The organism is Calyptranema fuscum S582, from assembly GCF_055793305.1.
Genome location: NZ_JBSLYH010000006.1, coordinates 62,640 through 83,228, shown reverse-complemented (window position 1 = coordinate 83,228; position 20,589 = coordinate 62,640). Strand labels below are relative to the sequence as shown.

Here is a 20,589-nt window from a genome sequence, read left to right as displayed (position 1 = left end):
CTCTGCCGCACTGACAAACTTAGATCTTCGGGTTTCTTCAATCCATAATCCTTAGTCGCCATGATATAGCAGTCGAAGGGTTGATTAAGACAAGGATGATGTGAGAACCCTCGCTCCGCGAGGGTTCTCACATAACCTCCTGATTTAACCGTCTCGACGGTTGCTATATGAATGAGTCGAAGATCCCTCCAACTTTCCTTAGGATCATGGATTAAATAAGATCAAATATTGAATCATTTGGAGGGGCGAACGACCGTTCGCCCGTACAACAAATCATCGGAGTTATTTAATTCCCATTCCTTAGGAAGGGGGGAATCTCCGGTTGATTAAGCTGCCATTTCAAACACCAGGACTTCAGCGTCATCGGATAGGCTTTGCAGCGTGAGGTGTTGCTCTTGAGCCACAGTTGCACCATCTCCAGCACTCAAGGTTTGGTCATTCAATTGCACCGCTCCCCGAGCAACTTGAACCCAGGCAACCCGACCATCGGCTAAAGTATGATTGACGCGATCGCCAGTTTGTAAGGCTGTTGCATAGAGATTGACATCTTGATGAATCACAACGGATCCTTCTCGTCCATCCTGCGAACCGACTAAACGTAAAGTGCCACGTTTTTCTTCGGTCGTAAACGTTTTTTGTTCGTATCCTGGTTCAATTCCTTTTTGTTCCGGCAGAATCCAGATTTGGAGAAAATGAACAGGATCTGTTTTAGAAGCATTATATTCACTATGCATAATGCCCGTTCCGGCAGACATCCGTTGCACGTCACCGGGTCGAATAACAGAGCCGTTGCCAATATTATCTTTATGCTCCAAGGCACCGTCTAAAACATAGGAAATAATTTCCATATCACGGTGACCATGAGTCGAAAAACCTTGTCCGGGAGCCACTTTATCTTCGTTGATGACGCGTAGATCCGCAAAACCCATGTGCTTGGGGTCGTAATATTCACCAAAGGAAAACGTATGCCGACTATCGAGCCAACCAAAATTAGCGATACCGCGAGCAGTTGCTGGACGAATAGTAATCATAGTGGAGTACCTGTTGATTGCGAATAGTATTATTATGAATTGAATCTCATTGAAAGACAATACCCTATTTTATAAACAGACTGTATCTAAAAAATCTACAATAAAACACTCATGGATAAATTTGAGGGCATTCGAGCCTTTACTCAGGTGGTCAAGTTTGGTGGATTTGCTGCCGCTGCCCGTGAATTGGGAGTATCGCGATCGGCAGTAAACAAACTTGTGATTCATTTAGAAAACGAATTAGGGGTGCAACTGCTGCATCGCAGTACCCGTCGGGTTAGTCCAACAGAAACGGGGCTGGCTTTTTACGATCGCTGTGTGGCAATTTTGGCTGACCTGGCAGAAGCCGAGCAAGCCGTGATGCAACTTCATGAACAACCAAAAGGTTCATTGCGAGTCAATGCTCCCATGTCGTTTGGGACGATGCATCTGGCTCCTGCACTGGCTGATTTTCTTGTGCAATATCCAGATGTGCAGGTACAACTGACCCTGAGCGATCGCTTTATTGACCCAATTGAAGAAGGCTTTGATGTCACCGTGCGGATTGCTCAGCCCCAAGCGACTGCCAGCCTCATCGTGCAGGATATACTTGTGGCAACACGAGTTCTATGTGCAGCCCCAACTTATCTCAAACAGCATGGCGTTCCTACCCATCCTACGGATCTTTCGCAACATTCCTGCTTACACTATGGTCATTTGGCAACCGACAATCACTGGACACTAACGGGTTCTGATGGAGAACATACCATCCCCATTCAAGGTGTCTTATGTTCTAATAACGGTGAGGCTCTCCGAGATGCCGCGATTAAAGGGTTGGGCATTACATTGTTGCCCACATTCATCATCGGCAGGGAACTAAAGCAAGGCATGTTAAACATTGTGTTACCCAACTACCATCCCCCAGATCTGACCATCTCAGCCATTTATCCCGCCAATCGCCATCTTTCTACTAAAACTCGTCTATTGGTGCAGTTTCTAAGAGACCGATTCAGCCAAAATCCCAGTTGGAATGAGTACGTTAACCCGTCTTTTGGCACTCCGTTGCAATAATGATGATACAAGGGAGATCTTGATTGACAGCCACGCTTCGCATAGCTGTCAATCAAGATTAGATACAGCAGACTTGCCTTGCTGATGGTTACACAACCGTGCCAAAAATGGCACCGACAGCAGCCGTCAACCCCATGGCGATCGCGCCCCAAAAGGTAACTCGAATAGCGGATACCATCACAGGTGCGCCACCCGCTCTTGCCGACAGCACACCTAACGTCGCTAAAAAAAATAGGGCATTCCCAAACACAACAGGTACCAATCTCGATTCGGGTGCAACCAGTACGGTGAGCAGTGGCATGGCTGCACCCAGAGCAAATGCACCTGCCGATGCCAACGCTGCTTGAATCGGTCGCGCTGCCAGACTGTCGGTAATCCCCAGTTCATCCCTGGCATGAGCAGCTAACGCATCATACGCCATCAACTGCTCGGCAACTTGTTCAGCTAACGATTGATCTAGCCCTCGGTCTACATAGATTGATGCTAATTCTTCCCGCTCAGATCGTTCGTCAAACGCTAGTTCTTGTCGTTCACGAGACAGGTCAGCCTTTTCAGTATCAGCTTGCGAACTAACCGAAACATACTCACCGGCAGCCATTGACATCGCCCCTGCCACCAAACCAGCAACTCCAGCGATCAATACTTCACTACGAGACGTGTTTGCCGCAGCCACACCTACAATCAGGCTTGCAGTGGATACAATGCCATCATTTGCGCCCAAAACTGCGGCACGTAGCCAGCCGATTCGTCCTGTACGATGTCGTTCTCTATGGCTTCTAGGCATTCTCTTTCTCTCTAGTGATGATGATAGCAACGATCCATTTTGCCTCGTCAATCATACACGTTTGAGCCAGTATCATACTTCTACTGGAAATGATTTGAAAAATTCATAGCTAACGACACCCATTTGCAAAGCGCTACTGGTTTTATGGCGCTACGCACTGAGGCGAGAACGGAATGCAGGGGGTTCTACCTCTACATGGGGCATTGCCCCTCACCCCCATGTCCTAACGTGAATACCTGAAGCTATATAGCAACTGTCAAGACGGTTAAATCAGGAGGTTGTGTGAGAACCCACGCTCCGCGTGGGTTCTCACACAACCTTTATCTTAATCAATCTCTCGACGGCTATAGATATGGCTTGGAATCGAAAACCGAAAGTTTCCGATTCCAAGCCATGCCCGGATTTAGCAATGGTCGTCCCAAACTTGCCCGTTGTATAACAATATTAAGTGGAAGATCTGACTCGATCAAGTTTTTCAGTCACACATAATGACCGACAATCAACTCTACTGGAGCATATCCCTTGAAGCAAGCATGGATACACTTCCAGATAAGATTCTGGCGCTGCTTCAAATAAAACGCGTTCCTTTGAAAAAACCACACGCTCAAATTCACACTTGATTCCACTCATCACTCGAATAATTTGGCTACCTTCCGTACGGTTAATGTAGTAGCAAAGAATTTGGGGAGATTCTTCAGCACAAGGCTCAGTTTGAACGAGGGAAAGCAAGTAAGCCATAGGTTTAAGTCAAATAAAACACAATATGTTCAAACATAGGGGATAAACCAAAGCGAGAGTACCCTTCTTAAGGGTGATCTCCCTAACACCACCCATATTTTTACCGATACAAACCCATACAAATAGAGGTAAGTAGAGCTTCCCAAGTAATTCATTATCTTCAGCTTGTAGAAGATTGCTTTGATCATGCCTGTTTTGAAGATACAGCCATTTTCAATTGATTAAGCCACAGATTTTTTATTGTGTGCCGCGCGGAGCGCGGCACACAATAAAAAATCTAAACAAACTCAAGCGCGAAGCACTGCAAATGGGATGAGTTGCGATCGCAACTCATCCCATTCATGGCTGATTGATGAACCTGTAATGCTTTTAGAAAGGACAACAGTTTCAACAGAGTTCTCTAAAAGCATCAAGTTTCGTTGAATCCATCATCCTGAAGACTTGAGATAGAAGTCGGTAGATTAGTCAATCATTTTTTTGACATCATCTTTCATATTTTCAATCGTATGGCGAACATTAGCTTCAGCTTGCTTTTCCTGACCTTCTACCTGAAGTTTAGGGTCACCTGTCAGGTCACCGACAACTTCTTGAGCTTTGCCTTCGATATTTTTAGCCGTTGCTTTGACTCTATTTTTTAAGCTCATGATACTCTCCTTGTTGAATACGTTGAATTGAATATTATTAGACAATGCGGCGTCCCATAAACAAGTTATAGACAATGGCAATCAGTGCCAACACTAAAAGTAGATGAATTAAGCTACCCCCTAGATGAATTAAGAAGCCTAAAAACCAGAGAATGAACAGTATACCAATCGCCGTCCAGATGAGATTAATCACCGTTTTCTCCTTCTATTTAAATTAAAGAAATACGCTTTCCGGATAGCTATCACTCCAATCAAATAAAGGGGAGAAAATAAGAGCACAAATTAGAAGATCGTCTATGTCATTTAATATGTCATGACTACCGTACAATCACATCACTCTTGGGGATTATTTCTTATCTCAGAATAATCGGGTGTAGATCGACCGGATCAGCGTCACACTCTATCCCCTTGATCGATCAGGCGATCGCCCAATCCCTTCTCATAATCTGGGTCTTGAGTGCCCAATAATTTATCCCAAAACGTGAAATATAAGCCGTAATGTTGCGTGTACTTGAGATGATGGATGGAATGATGGATGGGTCCGATAAACCACTTGCCCAGCCAATGATGGGGAAACGAAAGCGGCAACCGATCGGGTCCCAAATGATTCAACACCGCCCAAACCGTCATGGTGGTCAGTACAGCTAGCAACGTGATGAAATGTAGCGGAATTATAAACACGATCGCCACTAAAAAAAGCGCTTGCACGATCGCCTCAGGTGGGTCAAAAGCAAACGAAGTCCATGGAGTCGGGTAGCGCGATCGATGATGCCCCTGGTGCAACCAACGATAGAGAGTGGGATGGTGAAACAGGCGATGGGTGAAATAAAAATAAGTATCTTGCAGAATTAGCACAGCACCATAACTAACCCCCAAATACCATAATCCATACTGTTGAGCATGGCTATACAAGCACGTAATCCCTCCAGCGTACGATGACAAAATGAATGCAGCAGCTAACGCAAATACCCCCGCCGAAAGCACTGAAAGTTTAATATCCCGTCGAATCGCTCGCCAGGATGATGCCCGCTGGCACACCTGATGCTGAACAACAGGTCGCTGGAATGGTAAAGACAATAGTAAGTAGGTTGCCCCTGCTACAAGGAAATAGCGGAATAGAATAATGCCAAAAAAGGCGATGCCATAAAACCCGAAAGAGTAGTCTATCAATTCAATCTCCTTGCCATTTCCGATCTTCTAATTCTCTTGGCGGCAAGAGCAATGTAGCTTCAATGTCTTGTCGCATTGCTGCCGTGACTTCGCAGTGAATATAGCGCTGTACGAATTGATTCAGTATGGTGTTGTGGGGCGCAGAGCACCCCACAACACCATTTCTATACTTGACGAACTTGCACACCACTATATTCAAACAATCAATCAGAAGTTAATGAGATCATAGTAGCGTTGCAAAACTTGTTATTGCTCATGAAATCGTCAGAGATTTTTGGCTTGCCCGCAACCAAGATTCTTGCAAATCAGGAATTTAATGTAAGGTATTCTTGAAAAACGACATCGGAAAACCAAAAATGTCTCATGTTCATTCAATCGACAACCCATACTGCGCCTCGATCGCGTTTCGCATGGCTTCGCTCTCAGGTGACTCAACTCAGCTTAACCGTTGGCTTGAATCCGAGCTAAATTGATCTTGAATATCTAAATTGGCTCACTTAATTAGCCCCTGAGGCTCATCTCATACACTTAAATCTTTAGACTGATTGTGGACATATATTCAAGTTTTGTAACAAATTAAAACGCAATATTAAGTCAGTGAATGACCTATCAATCCTTGCCCCATGAAGGGCAGATCGGTGAAATCCAACAAAAACTGCGGGTATTGGTCAAAGAAGCCTTGATCGATGCGACCGATATCCCTGTGTTAGATCTATGGACGGAAGTAGAAGCCGTGCTAGATCGACTATCGCAAGACCAACAATTACTATTTTTAGGAAATGCGATCGCCATTCTTGCGGAAATTTGTGAGTTAAAAGCCCAGCAGTTTTGGGACGACTGGCAAAACCAGGATCGCTCAGATGGTCCTAGCATCACACCTGAAATGGTAGTGGGTTTGTTTCGCCAGAGTATGAATCTCGATATTTCCGACCTGGTTAAACCCAAACGAAATCAGCCCAGACAAACTACTCCGCCCCATCCAGACGATTCAGTGATTGGGGTCGTCGAAAAAGCAAGGTTGCTTACCGTTGTAGATGCGATCGCCGAGCGCGACAAAGCTCTCGCTGTTGCCCATGAAGAAGATGTGGCAGGCTGGGGCAAAGCCATCCGACTGGCGATCGCCCAGTGGCAACCCCATGACGGACGGATTTCTCTGCAAGAATTGCAAAAACGAGTCAGCAAACCTCTGGTAGAAGTCTGGTTAGCCCTGCTCTTAGGTGGATGGGAATTAGAATCAGACGATGAATTTTATGGAACAGATATTTGGATCAAGTTACCCCTGTAGGGGGGAAGCATTCGGATGATGTTCAGCCCATGCCCGTGCTTCTGCCATTAAAATCGGGTCGCCTGACACCAGGTAAGCCTGCATTCGCGATCGATGTTCAGTCCAATAACGGTGCTGTCGCAGTTGTTGATCCCGTTGCAACTCAGAGCCAGCCGAGCGACTGACCAGGGAATTACTATCCCACCTACCAGAGGTAGCCGCAGGATCTGCCAAACCCTTGTGCCACAAGGCATTACCATCAATCTGTGCTAATAAGTTTGGGGTATTTAAATCGTTATATATAATTTCCGGCTGATTTGCCTCCTTACATTCAAAATGTCCAAATTCGTCCACAAAAGCTGTGGAAAACTCAGTGGGTACTTGTTCCTGCGATACTTGTCCCTGTGATGTTTGTTGATCGAATACTTGCACCTCAGGTACTTGCAAATCTGGTACGCCTGATGCTAATGCATTGCATCCTTGCCCATGAAATCTGTCTGGTGGCGCAGACACATAACGGGGATGCCATAGATCCCGATGGCGATACAGTGACCCGCCGCCAATGCCATACTGCACCAGAGCTTGAAATCTGGCTGTAGCTTTGGCAGGAAGAGAATGGGTATCAAGTAAGTGAGCGATCGCCTGACGGATTTTTTCACGGGTCTGTTGAGATCGCTGCTGATTCCAGGTCAAGGCATCATCTGACGTTGCTTTAGATTTAAGCGATCGCCGAGATTGAACCCCATAGGGAAAGTAATGACTATTTTCCGCACAACGCGCCCATTCTGCTGATCGCTGTTCAATTTCATGCTGATGTTGACAGTAGTCGTAATAGCCAGGAAGCGATCGCGCTGTTGACACAATCGCATCCACTAACGGCTGACCCACCAGCGGCTCGCCACCATACAAAAAGTGCTGAAAGATATAACAGCGCATGGCAATCCGTCCCAACAACCGATTGGTTTGCCCTAACCCTGTCCAACCGATTTCAATCTCTGCATTGAGATCATTGAGAAATTTATTGGCTTTAACCGAAAGACGAGCATACCGACGACGAGCCGCCTTTAAAACGCGTTGTAAATAATCTGAATCAATCGAATTTCGAGCTTGAGCAAACTGCCACTGTTGAACAAAGGTAGAGCGATCGCTCCAGATCGGTTGAAAATCTGAATTGACCAGATAGGAACCCGCTTGCAATGGCAAACGATGCCCGTTAAACAAAGCAGGTAAACCATTGGCATCATACGGTTTTGGATCAGGAAATAACTCCAGTTGACCCTGTTTGAGTTTAAACCCTGCTTGTTCTAAAAGAATGGCGATCGCCATCGACAAATGCCAGGAATTCTGCACCTGATCCAACGGAAAATAAAGGTGCAAACCATTGCTATAGCTAGATGTACAAGTCACCGCAGATACTAACCCTAAGGGTTCTAAAGCCGCTTGCAATCGAGAAATAGCAAAGGCATCTTGACGAGGGTGATACACACTCCCCACATCAATGTCCAGCAACACATACTGAGTTTCTTTGCCAAACCGGACACCAAACAAAAAGTCTGCTTGATTGATCAAGCGATCGCTCAAAGGATGGCGATTTTCTGTTTTCCAACCCGGACGTTCATCAGGTTGAGGATGATTGGCATAAAGATAATCAAATCGATGCGGAAACAACGCCAGAAATGCATCGGCTGACTCCCGCACAGACACAAATTGGGATGAAGCAACTGCGATCGCTATAAGACACCTCCCAGCCATACGGCTGAATGGAGACGTCTCCGCAAATCGACAGATACAGCGAATCCATCAAAAAAATAGACACAATAATTCTGTGACTCTTTGCCAGAGCCGCAAGAATTGTTAGAATTTGGATGCATAAAAACTCGACCCAATTAGCCGTTGGGTTAAAAGAGTAAAATTCATCCCCTTAGCTGACTGTGGTAGGAAGGCTAGGGGGATTTAATTGTGGACGCCGAAGCCTTAGTTAATCTCCTTAAAACACAAGGTAGTAGCTGCAATGCAATACAGTCTTATGCCGCAGGTGGTATCCACAGCACAAGAAATCATGCTTATTCGATATCGCTCTACGAATCACACATTAAATAAAACTCGGACATTCACTTCTGTCAGCACAGCATCACCAGGCTGACAAAAATAAATCTTCGGTTTATTAAATCCACGATTCTATGAGTCAGTACATGAGTACATAATCGAGTAGAGGATAACATTCTAAGAATCAGATCTCAATAGCCCAAAACTCTCGATACGTGGGAGTTACAGGTCAAAAATACGCCGGAGTTACAGCTCAAAACTATACGCCGGAGTTACAGGTCATTTCTACGTCATACGTGGGAGTTACAGGCAAAACTATACGCCGGAGTTACAGCACTATCAAGCTAAAGATTGAAAAAACAAGCCCCAGAATTCCCCTTCAGTAAAAACCATACGCCGGAGTTACAGCTCAAAACTATACGCCGGAGTTACAGGCAACTTTCTTTCTATACGCTGGAGTTACAGGTAAAACTATACGCCGGAGTTACAGGCAAAACCGATGAAATAGTACGCCGGAGTTACAGGTCATTGGGCAAACTATACGCCGGAGTTACAGGCTTATTTTTAGTGCATGACGTCTAACTTATGGTGTAAAAGCCTTGCTCTACAAGCCTTTCATCCAATAACCATAATCCCTTCCAGGTGTGAAGCACTATAGCGATAAGAACCTGACAAAATTAGATCGATTCAGCGGCAAATCACAACGTGCCTGATACAATTTGACCACAACGATCGATAAGGGTGTGCAATCACTACCCAATGGATTTCAAACACGACCGAAAAAACTTAACTGCTAAGGATCGTGGATTTAATAAAACCCGATTCTTTTGGAGAGAGCGGCGGCTCCGCCGCCGCTCTCTCCAAAAGAATTACAGGTTAATTAATCTGTGATCCTAAAGTGCTTGAGCTGAGTGATCCCCAACCGACACGCCGCAGTTTTTGAGAAGAGTGATGAATGTGGTGAAGAAAGAAGAATCAACCTTTCCAGTCGATGGTCAACTACTCATGGTGTTGCCCAGAGCAGGTGCCTCGATTAAAAATCCCGATGTCCATCTGCCCATCTTGCGTGCCGATGACGAAGGCTATTACCTGGAAATGCGCGTTCAGGCAGACTCCCAGGAAACCACAGAGGTTGCCGTTACTCGTCGCGTTCCCTTAGACAACCTTTCAGCAGAAGAATGGGAAGATCTAAAACAACAATATGCCGCATTAGATCTACAATCTTGCGCCGACCAGGGGATCAGTAAAGGTTTAGAACGAATTCAAGACCGCCGGATTCAGCGCCTATTCATGGCGTTGCTAACGTTTCTAAATCCGCGTCAGGTTTCCATTGTTCTATACCTCTACAGACTGGCAGCGCAACAAGGAAACGGACCCCTGGTTCACTTTCGCTCCAATGATCTGCTAGAAAGTTTAGGCTATACCCGCACCAAAGATGGCGGTTTTGCCTCAAAACTGCGATCGCAACTCAACTGCGACCTCGTTGCCCTCCACCGCACAGAGCTAGTGTTTGCCCAATCCCTCCGCAAGGGCGATAGCATCGGTGCCAAAGTCATGATCAAAAGCGTCCTGCGGATTAAAGATTACGAAATTGACAACGTCCCCCGCGACTTCGACTTGGCGAAAGCTGCCGACTATACCTACGAACTCGCCGACGCGTACACCGTCTCTCTGGAGTTTTTCGAAGGACCCGGTCGCACTGGCGACTATGTTTTGTTTGCCAACAACATCGACATTACCCAAAAGCTAGGCAGCAATGCCAAAAGCGACTACAAAACCAAACTCTTGATCTACCTAGCCAGTCGGCTCAAATGGGACAAACCCCAGGATGGACAATACCTGGTCATTTCCAAACAATACTTGTTTAAAAATTTGGATCTCCTGGGCAGCAACTCTTCGCGCAACAACCAAATTTTTTGGCGCACCGTAGATGAATTGAAACAAGAAGGCTATATCCTGGGCGCACAAGAATTACCCGGCAAAAAGCGATCACCCTCCGTGCAATTTCAACTCAACCCCGAAAAGCTACATGATTCCTAAACTAAATGAGCTGAAACAGGTCATTCCAGGAGCATTTTATTGGATTTGTGTGGCACTGAAATCTCATTTTTAGATTTCAGTGCCACACAAACTTATAAATGTAAACTAACTTGATTTAAACCACTCTCGCGATGCATCTTCCCTCTTGTAATACCAAATCGCCTTGAGCTTGCACATAATAGAGAGTGAAGAGAAATAGCCCCCGATTATGTCACGTACCTGAGCATTGGACATCTCCGAGAGTGAGGAGTACTTAGAGAAAAGTGTCCGCAATGCCAAGAGCGCCAAACAGAAGGAGCGCCTGCAAATGCTTTGGTGGCTAAAAAGCGACCAAGTGAGCGAGCATCAACAGTTGAGTCAACGCCTGAGGCGAAACCCATCGACTATTACCCGGTGGTTACAGCACTATCGAAACGGGGGGTTGAGTGCCCTGCTGGAAGTGAAACAAGCCCCGAGACAACCCCCCAAGATCCAAGGAGAACTGTTGAGCAAGCTAGAGGAACGTCTGACAGAGTCTGAGGGCTTCAACAGTTATAGTGCTGTGCAACAGTAGTTAGAAGCGCAATCGGGCCAGTCCTTCAACTACAAGACGGTGCGCTATCGGCTGAAGGCGAAGCTAAAGGTGCCACGTCCTCACAACAGCAAGCAAGATACCGAATCGGTAGAGCAGTTTAAAAATTGTAATGCAACCTCTCTATAGTCTAGAACTCAATCCCATTGAAAGATTCTGGCGGCATATTCGATACCTGTTGAAGCACAAACGCATTACCTGCATCACTCAGTTACGGGCGCAGGTTAACCAAATCCTGGATTCATTAAGCTCACAGCAGGTTGCCTCACTCACCAGTTAAATAACTCCTCAAACGGTGCGTTTGGTGTTAATCGTGATGTGAAGATCTAATTCTCTCAGAGTTTCCATCACAGTCTGATAAAAATCAGCGACCGAGCGAGGGTAGAGGGCGATCGCCCGTCTTGCCCCTTCGCTGGTTTGAATCAGCAGCTCATGATCAATGAAATCAAAGTCGATTTGAAAGATGCGACTGCCGTAGTGAATGGTGGAAGTAGTCAGTCCCTAAACGGTTAAATAGAGGGGAATATGCCAGGAATGATTAATCCACGGCGTTTGGGCAAATCGGATTTTGCCGATGATTTGAGTCCACATGTGCAAGGTGGTATAGGTCTCTTGCCATGCTTCCAGGGGTAAACTCGGCCAAATATCTGTTGAGGTCAGGGTAGACTGATTTGACATCACGTTTTCCTCGTAAATGGAAGCGGAGCTTAATCAATAGTTCTTCTGTTGCTCATCGGTAAAGCACCACAGCCATTCTTCTCCCAACTCGGCTGAACTGATTACCGCGTGTCCGCTCTCTTCGTAATGGCGGCGAGCGTGTTGATTTTTAGACGAGTCGCAGCACAGCATTTTGCCGCAGGTCTGACAAATTCTCAAGTGAACCCAGCGATCGCCCACTCGCAGGCATTCCTCACAGCGGAATACCGGGTAATTGGCTTTTGAAATCATCGTCTCTAGCGTCAGTTCATTCAGGTGTTGACAAGACATGGAATGCTCCTGTGGATGTACAAGATATAGACTTGATCACGTGGGATACAGCCATTTGCGAAAGAGTTGAGTGATGCAATGCCGCAAATGGACTGGATCACTGAGCAATGACAACATCCACTCAGTTACACACGAGCCATGAGGCGATCGCGATTGGCAGAGCCAGCATTGGATATTGCTGCATAGCTCGTCATGAGGTTTTTGTAGTCAGGAATAAACTCTGCGAGGAGATTACCTAGCCCTTCAATATCGTTACGCCAATCACGGTGCAATTCACCCACAACGCTAAACCAATTGACCAACTGAACGCCAGCACGAGACATCCGATCCCACGCCGCATCGCGACAGGCTGCATCGAAGGTGCCAGAGGCATCGGTGACCACAAAAACGTCATACCCTGCCTCCAATGCTGAAAGCGCGCAAAAAGTGACACAGACATCCGTGACAATTCCAGCAATAATCAATTGCTTCTTACCCGTTGCTTCTACGGCTTCAACAAATTCCTCATTGTCCCAAGCGTTGATCTGTCCGGGGCGCGCAATGAAGGGAACATCAGGAAACTTCTCCTTCAGTTCCGGCAGGATGACTCCATTGGGACCGTCCTCAAAGCTAGTAGTCAAAACAGTAGGCAGGTTGAAAAACTTGGCTATACTTGCTAGCGCTAACACATTATTTTTGAAGTCGGCAGCACCAATATCACGCACCAGCGAGAACAGCCCAGTTTGGTGATCCACCAGTAAAACCGCAGCATTATTCTTGTCTAGACGATTGTACTTGAATGTAGACATTAGGTAATTCTCCTATTTGAGTGATTGGCGAATGAGGAATTGCAGAATGAAATTGAAGAACGCAAGTTCCTCTCAAGGGCTAAGGGCGTAAGTTGTTGTGCTATGAACACAGTTTGCAAGACGGCTCCACATTTCACCACTTAAGATCTGCAAGTTAAGCATAGAGTTAAGATTTTCGCGTCGCGTGCCCGAAGGGTATTCGCTTCACTGTGAAACGGCTCCTAATGCTTTCAATGTCGCTGCTTAGGCGTGCGTTAATCCAGTTGCAGCTTGAATATTCATGCCTTCAACATGGAACCGTGCAATTTACTTGCTCGATCCATTTGCGTGACTGTTTGCACAAATTCAATATAAGGTGGACGCCTTCAAGCTGTCGCCTACAGCAAGTTAAATTTTTTATGGTGCAAATTGATAGAGTAATCATGCCATCGCGGAGTAGAAGGCTAGCTCTAACTTAAGTTAGAATCCGAATTTGATCGAAAGTACATTCATACAACCGATCGACCATTAATGTCTGAATGTAAAATCTGGTAGCAACGTGCTGAAGCAGCTTCAATTTTGGAAGAACGCAACCGCATGGCACGCGAAATTCACTACACACTTTCGCAGTCGTTTACAGGCATTCTGGCGCAGGTAGGAGCGGCAAAACAGGTGCTAACGGATGATTTAGAAGCAGCTCAGGAACATCTAGATCTAATCAAAGAATTAGCACGCACTGGACTGACTGAAGCATGGCGATCGGTCGTCGCGCTCCGTCCTCAGCTTTTGGAGGAGGGCAGTTTACAGAGCGCTCTCCATCGTCTCATCGCTCAGACTAGAGCTGCCGCAATGGATACCACTTTGCACTATGAGATCGAGGGGGCAGTGTATGCTCTTCCCACTGAAGTCGAGAATAACCTACTGCGGATGGGGCAGGAAGCATTAACCAATGCGATTAAACATGCCAATGCTGATGAAATCCCGTTTACTCAACCGCCTCCGTCAAAGTCTTCAAAGGGGAACAGATAACAATTGACTACTCCACACCCCACACCCTACACCCCATGCACCCCACACCCCCAATTCAGGTTCTGATTGCGGACGATCACGCCATTTTTCGGCAAGGTTTAGCCACGATTATTAACCGTGATCCAGATATGACAGTAATTGTCCAAGCCGAAAATGGGGAACAGGCGATCGCGCTATTTGAGGAGCACCAACCGGATGTCACACTCATGGATCTGCGAATGCCGGAGGTGGAAGGAGTTGCTGCCATCGGTGCAATCTGTGCGATCGCCAAATCAGCTCGAATTATTGTACTGACCACGTATGATAGCGACGAAGATATTTATCGGGGATTGCAGGCAGGCGCAAAAGGATACCTGTTGAAAGAAACTGAACCCGACGAGCTTCTAAACGCCATTCGTACCGTTCATCGGGGTCAGAAGTACATTCCACCTGATGTAGGAGCAAAGTTAGTACAGCGGCTCAGCAATCCAGAACTGAATGAACGAGAACTAACAGTACTCCGCTCGTTAGCTCAGGGGATGAGTAACGCCGATATTGCGGCTACTTTGAGCATCGGTGAAGGTACTGTTAAATCCCATGTCAATCGCATTCTGAATAAGTTGGATGTGAGCGATCGCACTCAAGCGGTGATTGTTGCTGTTAAACGCGGCATTGTGAATTTGTAGGGTGTACTTTTGATCGAATTTGGATTCTACCTTAAGTTAGAGTCAGCCTTCTACGTTGCGATGGAACGGTTACTCCATCAATTTGTACTGCAAAACTTTTAACTCGCTATAGACGACAACTTAAAGGCGATCTCCTACATTGAATGTATGCAATAAAAGTGCATCCAATCAGACAAATCATGCTCCTCTAAAGCGGTGAAGCTGATTGAGTTTTCAACCCTGATACATTGGAGATAAATCGATGACATCTACTTTCACAGCTACAGACCCAATGCTACGAGAAGGCGATTCTGGTGCTGCTGTTACTACGCTACAACGATTGTTGAATGCGAAAGGAATTAACATTGCAATCGATGGAATTTTTGGCGGTGCGACTCGCGCCGCAGTGATTCAGTTTCAAAAGCAGAGTGGCATTGCTGCAGATGGCATCGTTGGTCCTCAAACGTGGCAAGCCCTTCGTCAAGTTGTTGATCTACCCATTCAACTGACTGACGCAGCCATTTACTACGAGCCATCGAAATATTTCTATCAAAAAGAGGCGTTTGAGTGGTTGCAATCCCAGATTTCTAGATCAGTTCTAGAGGAATTTGCTCGTCGTTGGCGGAACCTACGCTAACGCAGCAATCACCAATTTCAAAGTTAGTCAGCCCAGGTTCAAATTATTGACGCTGGGAATACCTGAATCATCAGGTTTTTCCCAGCTCTCGTGGCAAGGTTCCAACCTTGATACAGATGTAGAAAAATGAACGACGATCGTAGCCAGAGTTCCTTACTTATCCCACCTTCAACCTAAGATTGGATGCAAGGTGGGCTGAGTGCCAGGGTCATGCTGGTGATATATATCAGCTTGGACTAGACATTCCCCAATTTTTGCAAAAACTATCTCACCAAACGCATCTCGATCGCATCAACGCAGGTATCGAGAGTGGACACCGCAGTGGAGTTACGGTTGCTCCAGCTCTGTTTATCAACTGATGAAATTAAAACAGGAGAAACAGAATGATACTGCAAGATAAAGTGGCGTTAGTCACCGGAGGCACATCGGGAATTGGTAGAACAACGGCGATCGCTTATGCCCAACAACAAGCAATGGTGGTGGTGGTGGGTCGCCGAATGGATGAAGGTGAAGAAACGGTTCGATTGATTCAGGAAATTGACGGAGAGGCGATTTTTGTGCAAGCCGATGTCACGAAAGAAGCCGATGTTGAAGCAATGGTTGATAAAGCAGTTAGCGTTTTTGGTCGGTTAGATATTGCCTTTAATAATGCAGGAATAGTCGGCGAAAATCCCTCACTGATTGAGCAAACAGAAGCGGAATATGACCACACGATGAACGTCAATGTCAAAGGTGTTTGGTTGTCGATGAAATATGAAATCGCCCAAATGTTGAAACAGGGAAGTGGTGCAATCGTCAATATGGCATCTGCGGTTGGAGTTGTTGCCCTGCCTAACATACTCCTCTACACCGCGAGTAAACATGCGGTCGTAGGCTTAACAAAAGCGGCTGCACTCCAATATGCCAAAGCGGGTGTTCGCATCAATGTCGTTGCGCCAGGGTCAATCAAAACAGATTTGTTTGAAGCCTCTACAGATGAAGCCAAAGCTTACCTATCAGGACTTCACCCAATCGGACGAGTTGGCACACCGCTTGAAGTTGCCAATGCAGTTCTGTTTTTATCATCTGAAATGGCATCGTTCATAACAGGTGAAACGTTGATGATAGATGGTGGGTATTTAGCGCAGTAGTCGATCGACAGCGCAAAATGACAAAACTTGCAGGCAAAGTTGCACTGATATAGCTGTAGCCAATCAGATTAGGACACAGACTATAAGTCAAGATGGTCGCCGTAAAACAACCATCATTAATCACGTAACTAAAAAGGAGTTTGACCGTGCAGAAAATCACACTTGACACTATCACTGAAGCCGTCATTAATCATGGCGATCGCGGCAAATCTCACCCGCGACCCTATGAAATTTACACGAGCTTGGTTCGACATTTGCATGACTTTGTGCGTGAGGTGAATCTGACTGAATCAGAGTTGCAGCAGGGACGTAATTTTCTCAACCGGGTCAGTCATCACACTCAAGAGATTCCCGCTGGAGAAATGCAGGCGTTAACAGATCTACTGGGAATTTCAGAGTTGGTAGAATTGCTGCACGATGCTCATCGCGGTACAGAAAGCAATTTAGAAGGACCCTTGTACGTGCCGAATGCACCAGAACGGCAGATGGGCGATCGCTTAGGCGTTGATCCAGAAGGCGACACACTTTTCCTGTCAGGCAGGGTTTTAGATTTGAACGGTCAACCGCTCGCCAATGCTCTGATTGATGTTTGGCAACCCAATTCCCAAGGATTATATGATGTCCAAGAGCCATCTCAGCCGTTGGGAAATTTTCGCAGACGGTTCAAAACGAACAAGAGTGGAACGTATAGGTTTGAAACCGTCGTGCCACTAGGTTACAAAGTGCCAAGCAGTGGTCCATGTGGCGAGTTGCTGGGACTCTTGGGACGGCATCCCTGGCAGGCGGCTCACATCCATGTCAAAGTCAGTGCTCCGGAGTACACTCCACTGACAACACAAATTTTTATTGCTGGCGATCCTCACCTGGATTCAGATACGACCTTTGCAGTACGATCGGCGATCGTTCAATTGCAAAAGCACGAGGCAACAGACAAACTCAAGGCACACAATCAAAGTAAACCGTTTTACACGACTGAGTTTGATTTTGTGTTGAAACCCGCTACTCTCTAGCGGAGAATCATCAAGCAATGGTTGCACATTATGTCTACACCATCAATCCAGAACAATCTGCTAATTGGCATTTGGAAGTTAATTTCTGCAACTGCCATTTACGCTGATGGAACGGTGACTCCAGACGTGTATGGGACTCATCCGGTTGGCTACATCACTTACACATCAGATGGTCACATGATGGTGATGTTTTCTAGGAGCGATCGCTTACCGCTGAGTCAGGAGGTCAGATCACCGCTGACTCCCCAGATGCAATCTTTACCCGTGGAAGAGCTTGCTCAAGCATTTACAACATTCAATGCTTACGCTGGAACTTATACATTGAGTGGCAACACAGTCACTCACCAGATCAAAATTGCATCAATTCCTAATCGCGTTGGTACAACGTTAGTTCGCACCTTTACTCTTAATGAGAGCCGACTAACGCTCGTGACGCCGCCAGTCTTAAGTGATGGTGTTGAAGCGGTTTTTGAACTGCTGTGGGAACGCACTATAGCTACAGATCCTGAACGTGATCCGATTGTGTAATTGCAAGCTACATCACTGGACAATCCTTAGTGATTCTCCTGTAGGAGAGGCTACGCCAACGATGGCGGATACACAGCGAACTGACCCATTTCAAGAGAGAACAGACGAGCTTGATTTTCAGATCACATCTACAAGGAAGGATTCTATGTCAACTTTTGTCTTAGTTCATGGCTCCTGGCATGATGGTTCTGCTTGGCAGGCAGTCATTGATCAACTAGAAGCAAAGGAACATCATGCTTTTGCGCCCACGATCGCTGGACATGGCAAAGACGTGAACAAAAACGTCAACCATGCTCAATGCACGGAATCGATCGTCGATTACATTGTGAGTAAAGACTTAAACGATATCGTTCTAGTCGGACATAGTTTCGGTGGAACCATTATTGCCAAAGTTGCTGAAGCAATCAGCAATCGCATTCGACGACTCATCTTCTTCAATGCCTTTGTCCTCAATGATGGTGAAAGCCTCAACGATAACACCCCACCGCACTCTCAAGCGTTATCCGATCAGCTAGCAAGACAATCGGGCGATCATACGGTGATGCTACCTTTTGAGATTTGGCGAGAAGCGTTTATCAACGACGCTGACCTCGAACTGGCTCGATCGAGTTACGCACAATTATCGCCTGAACCGTATCAACCGTGGCTTGACAAGTTAGACCTGAAGCAGTTTTACTCGCTGCCCATCCCCAAAAGCTACCTCTACTGTACCGAAGACAATGTTCTTCCTCAAGGTGATTGGGGTTGGCATCCCAGAATGTCTAGCCGCCTGGGACTATTTCGGTTCGTGCAAATGCCCGGTAGTCATGAGGTGATGTTTTCTAACCCGGTTGGTTTAGCAGAAAAGATGATTGCAGCAGGGCGCGACTAGCTGATGGTTGAGATGAACAACAGACAATCGGGCAATTCTTCTTGGACGAGTTTGATTCGCTGAGTGAAAAGGCTCAATGCCAAGCAACCGATCTCGTTACAGAGATCAAGCAGGCTTAACTTCAACTGCGGGAGTAAACAAAGAAGTCGGCAACGATCGCGAATGAAATAAGAATCTGAAAGAAGTTAAGCATTGAAATCAATACAGTTGAAATAGAACGAACTAGGAGAATCTAACATGGTCAAAGAGCAAATTGTAGACAAACCAGCAAATGTACAGGTAACCCCCAACCTGACACCTGCTCAGGAAGCTTTACAAGCGGTCTGGGAAGAGCATATCGGGCACGAGTTTGGTACTCACAGCACTGAAGATGCTCTCGTTACAATGGTTGAGGACACTTACGTGAATCACATTCCGGTAATGACTGGGGGAGTAGGGAAACCAGCCGTGGGTGAGTTTTATTCCAAGTACTTCATTCCACAGATGCCGCCGGACATAGAGTTGAATCCGGTCTCGCGTACAATCGGAACCAATCAACTCGTCGATGAAATGCTAGTTACGTTCACTCATACCATCCAAATGGACTGGATGCTACCTGGCATTGCTCCGACAGGGAAACGGATTGAAGTGGCAGTAGTAGCGATTGTCCAGTTCCGTGATGGCAAGTTAGCCCATGAACACCTCTACTGGGATCAGGCGAGTGTATTGGTTCAACTCGGCATGCTTGATCCGGTTACACTGCCCGTCGTAGGGGTTGATAGTGCGCGCAAGGTACTTGATCCGAGCTTGCCCTCAAACGCACTGATCAATCGTGCAAGCGATCGCGACTAAAGGTTAGAACAAGCTTTCCATCAATGCTTAAACTGCTCGATACCGATCGGAGCAAGCAGATGGAGTAATAACTGCGACACAAACTTGATTAGAACCAGGAAATTCCAGTCACAGGGCAAGTCAATCCTACAACTTGGGAAGTCCTGGATATGCGGGAGAATCCTTATCGATCGCCGCTCCCCTGGAAACAATAGGGTTAGTAGAGTATGCAATGCTCACGAGCTAAAACCTACTCAGAACAAATGTTTCATCGGGTATGTACAGGAGAGATTCAAATGTTAGAGAATAATAAAGCAATCTTAGAAGCGGCAAACGCAGCGATCGCTATAGGCGACTATGAAGGATTCTTGTCGTTCTGCACCGACGACACGGAATGGACATTTGTCGGCGATAAGACCCTGAACGGAAAAGCAGCCGTTCGCCAATGGATGGCAACAACCTACATAGAACCGCCAGCGTTTAGGGTCGCCAACTTAATCGCCGAGGGTGATTTTGTCACGGCACTTGGCAACATCACTATGAAAGATGAAGGCGGGAAGGCAGCTGATTACTCATACTGTGACATCTGGCGTTTTCGCGACGGTCAGATGGTCGAATTAAAGGCTTTCGTGATCAAAATACCCATTTCGCTTCCGCCTGCTCGAAGTCTACAATCATGATGCCTACAGTCAACGATTCTGACACTAAGGATCGCATATTTATTAACCTGTAATTCTTTTTTAGGGAGAGGCGGCTTCGCCGCCTCTCCCTAAAAAAGAATTACAGGTTGTTTTGTTTGTGATCCTCAGTGAGTCAATGTTATTGAGGAACATTTCGG

23 protein-coding genes and 3 pseudogenes are annotated in these 20,589 nt (G+C 46.3%); 16 read left to right on the top strand and 10 right to left on the bottom strand.

Annotated elements, in window-relative coordinates; translation table 11 throughout:
* Nucleotides 1-326: 326 nt before the first annotated feature.
* The gene (locus ACR6Z4_RS06285; protein WP_479716379.1) at nt 327-1,031 is read right to left on the bottom strand and encodes a pirin family protein; all 705 of its coding nucleotides are present in this window, start codon (nt 1,029-1,031) and stop codon (nt 327-329) included.
* A 111-nt stretch (nt 1,032-1,142) separates the two neighbouring features.
* Here ACR6Z4_RS06285 and ACR6Z4_RS06280 point away from each other — a divergent pair, with 111 nt between their 5' ends.
* Entirely contained in the window at nt 1,143-2,081 is a 939-nt protein-coding gene (locus ACR6Z4_RS06280; protein WP_479716378.1) for a LysR family transcriptional regulator, read from the top strand.
* Nucleotides 2,082-2,169: 88 nt separating this feature from the next.
* On the opposite strand, the gene ACR6Z4_RS06275 is transcribed toward ACR6Z4_RS06280, so the two are convergent.
* The 5 genes from ACR6Z4_RS06275 to ACR6Z4_RS06255 all read right to left on the bottom strand — a co-directional run bounded on the left by ACR6Z4_RS06275 (nt 2,170) and on the right by ACR6Z4_RS06255 (nt 5,417).
* Complete coding sequence (locus tag ACR6Z4_RS06275) at nt 2,170-2,865, bottom strand: VIT1/CCC1 transporter family protein (protein ID WP_479716377.1); 696 nt, start codon at nt 2,863-2,865, stop codon at nt 2,170-2,172.
* 444 nt (nt 2,866-3,309) lie between these two features.
* Nucleotides 3,310-3,603, bottom strand: a complete 294-nt coding sequence (locus ACR6Z4_RS06270; RefSeq protein ID WP_479716376.1) for a DUF1830 domain-containing protein — start codon at nt 3,601-3,603, stop codon at nt 3,310-3,312.
* A gap of 461 nt (nt 3,604-4,064) precedes the next feature.
* Entirely contained in the window at nt 4,065-4,247 is a 183-nt protein-coding gene (locus ACR6Z4_RS06265) for a CsbD family protein (protein ID WP_479716375.1), read from the bottom strand.
* A 37-nt stretch (nt 4,248-4,284) separates the two neighbouring features.
* Entirely contained in the window at nt 4,285-4,440 is a 156-nt protein-coding gene (locus ACR6Z4_RS06260) for a lmo0937 family membrane protein (protein WP_479716374.1), read from the bottom strand.
* 200 nt (nt 4,441-4,640) lie between these two features.
* Nucleotides 4,641-5,417 (bottom strand): sterol desaturase family protein, encoded by a 777-nt coding sequence (locus ACR6Z4_RS06255; protein WP_479716373.1) that lies wholly within the window; start codon nt 5,415-5,417, stop codon nt 4,641-4,643.
* A 601-nt stretch (nt 5,418-6,018) separates the two neighbouring features.
* Here ACR6Z4_RS06255 and ACR6Z4_RS06250 point away from each other — a divergent pair.
* A complete protein-coding gene (locus ACR6Z4_RS06250) occupies nt 6,019-6,702 on the top strand; it encodes a hypothetical protein (protein ID WP_479716372.1) in 684 nt (227 codons plus the stop codon).
* Here ACR6Z4_RS06250 and ACR6Z4_RS06245 read toward each other — a convergent pair.
* Complete coding sequence (locus tag ACR6Z4_RS06245) at nt 6,691-8,433, bottom strand: hypothetical protein (protein WP_479716371.1); 1,743 nt, start codon at nt 8,431-8,433, stop codon at nt 6,691-6,693. The genes ACR6Z4_RS06250 and ACR6Z4_RS06245 overlap by 12 nt on opposite strands.
* A gap of 645 nt (nt 8,434-9,078) precedes the next feature.
* Between ACR6Z4_RS06245 and ACR6Z4_RS06240 the strand changes: the two genes are divergently transcribed.
* The 4 genes from ACR6Z4_RS06240 (at nt 9,079) to ACR6Z4_RS06225 (ending at nt 11,618) form a co-directional block, all read left to right on the top strand.
* Nucleotides 9,079-9,309, top strand: coding sequence for a hypothetical protein (locus ACR6Z4_RS06240; protein ID WP_479716370.1), 231 nt, complete (start codon nt 9,079-9,081; stop codon nt 9,307-9,309).
* Nucleotides 9,310-9,678: 369 nt separating this feature from the next.
* A complete protein-coding gene (locus ACR6Z4_RS06235; protein WP_479716369.1) occupies nt 9,679-10,767 on the top strand; it encodes a hypothetical protein in 1,089 nt (362 codons plus the stop codon).
* Nucleotides 10,768-10,993: 226 nt separating this feature from the next.
* Nucleotides 10,994-11,320 carry a helix-turn-helix domain-containing protein gene (locus tag ACR6Z4_RS06230; protein ID WP_479716368.1) on the top strand — a complete coding sequence of 109 codons (327 nt, stop codon included), beginning with the start codon at nt 10,994-10,996 and terminating at the stop codon, nt 11,318-11,320.
* Nucleotides 11,321-11,450: 130 nt separating this feature from the next.
* Complete coding sequence (locus ACR6Z4_RS06225) at nt 11,451-11,618, top strand: hypothetical protein (RefSeq protein WP_479716367.1); 168 nt, start codon at nt 11,451-11,453, stop codon at nt 11,616-11,618.
* 8 nt (nt 11,619-11,626) lie between these two features.
* Here the strand turns inward: ACR6Z4_RS06225 and ACR6Z4_RS06220 are convergent.
* The 3 genes and pseudogenes from ACR6Z4_RS06220 to ycaC form a co-directional block, all read right to left on the bottom strand.
* Nucleotides 11,627-11,929, bottom strand: a pseudogene (locus ACR6Z4_RS06220) (DUF5996 family protein).
* Nucleotides 11,930-12,049: 120 nt separating this feature from the next.
* Entirely contained in the window at nt 12,050-12,325 is a 276-nt protein-coding gene (locus ACR6Z4_RS06215) for a UBP-type zinc finger domain-containing protein (protein ID WP_479716366.1), read from the bottom strand.
* A 125-nt stretch (nt 12,326-12,450) separates the two neighbouring features.
* Complete coding sequence (gene ycaC / locus ACR6Z4_RS06210) at nt 12,451-13,113, bottom strand: isochorismate family cysteine hydrolase YcaC (protein WP_479716365.1); 663 nt, start codon at nt 13,111-13,113, stop codon at nt 12,451-12,453.
* Between the two features lie 534 nt (nt 13,114-13,647).
* On the opposite strand from ycaC, the pseudogene ACR6Z4_RS06205 reads away from it, so the two are divergent.
* The 10 genes and pseudogenes from ACR6Z4_RS06205 to ACR6Z4_RS06160 form a co-directional block, all read left to right on the top strand.
* Nucleotides 13,648-14,073, top strand: a pseudogene (locus ACR6Z4_RS06205) (sensor histidine kinase); the annotation flags it as partial.
* An 83-nt stretch (nt 14,074-14,156) separates the two neighbouring features.
* Nucleotides 14,157-14,786 carry a response regulator gene (locus ACR6Z4_RS06200; RefSeq protein WP_479716364.1) on the top strand — a complete coding sequence of 210 codons (630 nt, stop codon included), beginning with the start codon at nt 14,157-14,159 and terminating at the stop codon, nt 14,784-14,786.
* Between the two features lie 241 nt (nt 14,787-15,027).
* A complete protein-coding gene (locus tag ACR6Z4_RS06195; RefSeq protein WP_479716363.1) occupies nt 15,028-15,402 on the top strand; it encodes a peptidoglycan-binding domain-containing protein in 375 nt (124 codons plus the stop codon).
* A 230-nt stretch (nt 15,403-15,632) separates the two neighbouring features.
* Nucleotides 15,633-15,758, top strand: a pseudogene (locus ACR6Z4_RS06190) (DsbA family protein); the annotation flags it as partial.
* 27 nt (nt 15,759-15,785) lie between these two features.
* Nucleotides 15,786-16,532: an SDR family oxidoreductase gene (locus tag ACR6Z4_RS06185; RefSeq protein WP_479716362.1), complete on the top strand. Its 747-nt coding sequence runs from the start codon at nt 15,786-15,788 to the stop codon at nt 16,530-16,532.
* A 146-nt stretch (nt 16,533-16,678) separates the two neighbouring features.
* Nucleotides 16,679-17,542: a dioxygenase family protein gene (locus ACR6Z4_RS06180; protein WP_479716361.1), complete on the top strand. Its 864-nt coding sequence runs from the start codon at nt 16,679-16,681 to the stop codon at nt 17,540-17,542.
* A gap of 30 nt (nt 17,543-17,572) precedes the next feature.
* Nucleotides 17,573-18,070 (top strand): lipocalin-like domain-containing protein, encoded by a 498-nt coding sequence (locus ACR6Z4_RS06175; RefSeq protein WP_479716360.1) that lies wholly within the window; start codon nt 17,573-17,575, stop codon nt 18,068-18,070.
* A gap of 145 nt (nt 18,071-18,215) precedes the next feature.
* Nucleotides 18,216-18,941, top strand: coding sequence for an alpha/beta fold hydrolase (locus ACR6Z4_RS06170; protein ID WP_479716359.1), 726 nt, complete (start codon nt 18,216-18,218; stop codon nt 18,939-18,941).
* Between the two features lie 237 nt (nt 18,942-19,178).
* Complete coding sequence (locus ACR6Z4_RS06165; protein WP_479716358.1) at nt 19,179-19,772, top strand: ester cyclase; 594 nt, start codon at nt 19,179-19,181, stop codon at nt 19,770-19,772.
* A gap of 275 nt (nt 19,773-20,047) precedes the next feature.
* Nucleotides 20,048-20,431, top strand: coding sequence for a nuclear transport factor 2 family protein (locus ACR6Z4_RS06160; protein ID WP_479716444.1), 384 nt, complete (start codon nt 20,048-20,050; stop codon nt 20,429-20,431).
* Nucleotides 20,432-20,589 lie beyond the last annotated feature (158 nt).